The organism is Ilumatobacter sp., from assembly GCF_049588435.1.
Classification (GTDB): Bacteria; Actinomycetota; Acidimicrobiia; order Acidimicrobiales; family Ilumatobacteraceae; genus Ilumatobacter_A.
In genome coordinates, this window is the sequence record NZ_JBAVYV010000039.1 from 1 (window position 1) to 3,129 (window position 3,129).

Annotated in this window: 4 protein-coding genes and 1 pseudogene; 3 read left to right on the forward strand and 2 right to left on the reverse strand. The window is 67.4% G+C overall.

The window, feature by feature from the left end; all coding sequences use genetic code 11:
- Positions 1 to 260 (reverse strand): annotated as a pseudogene (locus WBV89_RS01255) (hypothetical protein); the annotation flags it as partial.
- 141 nt (positions 261 to 401) lie between these two features.
- Between WBV89_RS01255 and WBV89_RS01260 the strand changes: the two are divergent.
- Entirely contained in the window at positions 402 to 1,175 is a 774-nt protein-coding gene (locus tag WBV89_RS01260) for an endonuclease/exonuclease/phosphatase family protein (protein ID WP_423979523.1), read from the forward strand.
- A gap of 55 nt (positions 1,176 to 1,230) precedes the next feature.
- Entirely contained in the window at positions 1,231 to 1,905 is a 675-nt protein-coding gene (locus WBV89_RS01265) for a potassium channel family protein (RefSeq protein WP_423979524.1), read from the forward strand.
- A 77-nt stretch (positions 1,906 to 1,982) separates the two neighbouring features.
- Here WBV89_RS01265 and WBV89_RS01270 read toward each other — a convergent pair whose 3' ends face one another.
- Positions 1,983 to 2,915 carry a Rossmann-like and DUF2520 domain-containing protein gene (locus WBV89_RS01270; protein WP_423979525.1) on the reverse strand — a complete coding sequence of 311 codons (933 nt, stop codon included), beginning with the start codon at positions 2,913 to 2,915 and terminating at the stop codon, positions 1,983 to 1,985.
- Between WBV89_RS01270 and WBV89_RS01275 the strand changes: the two genes are divergently transcribed.
- On the forward strand, positions 2,867 to 3,129 hold a 263-nt coding region (locus tag WBV89_RS01275), incomplete at its 3' end, for a sulfatase-like hydrolase/transferase (RefSeq protein ID WP_423979526.1). The two genes, WBV89_RS01270 and WBV89_RS01275, sit on opposite strands and share 49 nt — an antisense overlap.

Here is a 3,129-nt window from a genome sequence, read left to right on the forward strand (position 1 = left end):
CCGAGCTCGATCGGGGTGAAGATCCCGCGGAAGGGATCCATCGCTCGGTCGAGGTTCCGGTAGATCCACGAGACGAAGCCGGCAGACGAGTTCGCCCCGAACAAAAGGAGGATGAACCCGAAGAACAGGAAGACCTCGACGATGAGCACGTAGACGTAGACGAGGTAGCCGACGAAGCGCGCCCCGAGCGCGATGTAGCGCTTCGCCTGCTGTTGGTCGGGTGGCTCGTGGTGGTTGGGGTTCACCTGGGTAGCGGTCATCGTCGAATCCTCCTCGTGACGTGTTTCGGATCTCCAACGCTGTGGACGATTCGAACGACGCCGAACCTAGTCGTTCTGCCGAGTTGCACGGTGGGCATCGATGACCGACGGCCGGGTGCGGAGCACCATGATGGTCGTTCCATGGTCACCCGCCGTCGCGATCCGCAACCGGTTCCTCCCCCGCTCCGCCAGGGGACGCATGCCGGTGACCCACCCGAGTCGAACGGCACGGTCCACGTGGTCAGTTGGAACGTCCGGTTCGGGCTCGAGGCCGCCGCTGCGGCCGAGGCGCTCGCGAGCGTTGACATGCTGCATTCAGCCGATGTGATCCTGCTCCAGGAGATGGACGAGGACGGGACCGAGCTGATCGCCGAGCGGATCGGCGTCAACCACGTGTATGGCGCGCTCGGACCACACCGCCAGACCGGTCGCAACTTCGGAAACGCCGTCCTCTCGAGGTGGCCGATCTCCGAACCCGTCGTCGCGACCCTGCCGCACAAGTCCGCCCTGCAGGGCCAGGAACGATTGATGCTCGGTGCCGTGGTCTCGGTCGATTCGTCACCGGTCGTCGCGTGCAGCGTGCACACGGAGGTCCCGACCTTGAGCCCGCCGAAACGACGTCGACAGTTCGAGGAGATCGCGCGGGCGACGATGCGGTGGGATCATGCGCGTCTCGTGGTCGGCGGGGATTTCAACACCTTGACCCAGCGTGGGGTCGCTGCCGTGGACCGGGCGATGAGCTCGGTCGACGCGACGCGGGTGTCGGTCGGTGCCGACCCGACCCTGCGGCGCGGCAGTCGTGAGTTCTCGCTCGACCACGTCTTCGCCCGCGGGTTCGAGCCGCTCGACTGCGGGGTCGTCCGCGACCTCGTCGCCAGCGACCATCGACCGCTGTGGGTTCGATTGCGCCTCTGAGGGAGCTACCCCACGGTCTTTCGCGTCGATCGTGACGGACGCCTAGCCTGACGCCGTGCGCAACCGATTGCCGTGGACCCCGGGACTGGACCGCTTCGGCGCCCTGCTGTTCTTCCTGCTGGTCGCGTTCCTCTTCTCGGGCGCGACCGACCACGAATGGCCGACGATCATCGGTTCGTTCGCGAACCTCGCCTCGCTGGTCGTGGGATTCTCGTCAACCGGGTTGCGCGACAACGGCCGCCGCACGGCATTCTTCGCAGCACTCGGTGTGATCGGAATCGTGCTGATCAGCGTGTTCGAGCCGACCTCGACTGCTGCGGGCGTCGGAGCACTCCTGCAGGCGCTCGTCCTCGGAGCGATCCTCGGAGCGCTCGTGCGCCGGGTGCTCCAACACCAGGAGGTCACGCTCGCGACGATCCTGGGGGTGATCAGCGCGTATGTACTGATCGGCTTGATCTTCGCGTGGATCTATCTCGCGATGGTCGGCTTTCAGCACGAGGCGGTCCTCGATCCTCCGTCGACCGGACTCCCGGTGTACTACTCCTTCGTCGTGATTTCGACGCTCGGGTTCGGCGACATCCACCCGATCGACGACATCTCGCAGCGGATCAGCGCGTTGGAGGCGGTCGTGGGCCAGATCTTCCTCGCCACCGTCGTCGCCCGCTTCGTGTCGCTGTACGGCAAGACACCGCCGGCGCATCGTGAGGCGTCGGAGCCCGAGACCGACTGATCACCGGGGTGCGACCGTGCATCCGCTCCGTCGATGATCGGGCGGTCGTTGCCCGGGCCGATCTTCCGGACCGATCTTCAGTCGGACACGCGGAGATCGTCGGGGAGGACGTGGCCGGCGAGTTCGGTCGCCCGTTCGCACAGGACCAGGTAGAGCAGTCGTTCGTCGTCGGGAAGCGCTGCGACGTGGGATCGAACCGTGGTCCAGTCGGCCCGGGCGGCGGGCCCGGTGAGCGCATCCGTCGATCCGACCTCGGAGATGTTCTCGAGCGTCGTGGTCATCAACGCCCAGTAGGCATCGACGGGAACCCCGACCTCGGCAGCGAGCCGTTCGACCTGCGCGCACAGTGCGGTCAGGTGATTCGCGGCGATGCTCGCCGTCGCGTGGTAGAGCATCCGGTCGGATGCCGGAATGCGGATCGGCCGCCCGCCGAGCGCGTCCACCATCCCGGTGAGCGTCGGGTCGCCGTCGACCGCGAACGTGCATCGGTCGAGGAGGCGTCTCGCACCCGTCTCGCGGTCGGGCAGTGACATCAGCGGGTGCAGCGAACCGACCCGCCGATGCGGGGCGAGCACGTCGAGGCCGCACGCGCCCGAGACGTGAGCGACGACACCATCGATGGCCGGACCGACGCGCTCCTCGTCGGTGACGCGCCCGGCGAGGCACGCTGCGACGTCGGCGATTGCCGAGTCGGCGACCGTCAGCAAGACCACCGATGCCCGCGTGAGTGCCTCGGGGTCGATGTCGTCGAGGTGTCGGGACGACACGAGGTCGACCGTCCAGCCGACGGAGTCGAGCGCGGTCGCGAACGATCCGCCCGCGCGCCCGGCCCCGACGATCAGGCAACGCCGCTCAGGGTCAGTTGCCAGGAGCGAACTCCCGCGTGCCGGACCGTGTGTGGATGCGTGTGGCCATGTGTCTCCCAGGAGGTACCGGCTCTCGAATGTAGACGCTGGGCTGCGTGTCGGACACGCCGGGCTCGACCGGCCAGACTGCGGCGATGGTCGCACAGCCGAAGAACGTCGCCGTCATCCTCCTCGACTCGCTCAACCGGCACATGCTGGGCGCGTACGGAGGCGACGAGTTCGAGACACCGAACCTCGATCGGTTCGCCGCGCAGCACGCGACGCGCTTGGACCGTCATGTCACCGGGTCGCTCCCGTGCATGCCCGCCCGTCACGACATCCTCTGCGGAGCACTCGACTTCCTGTGGAAACCGTGGGG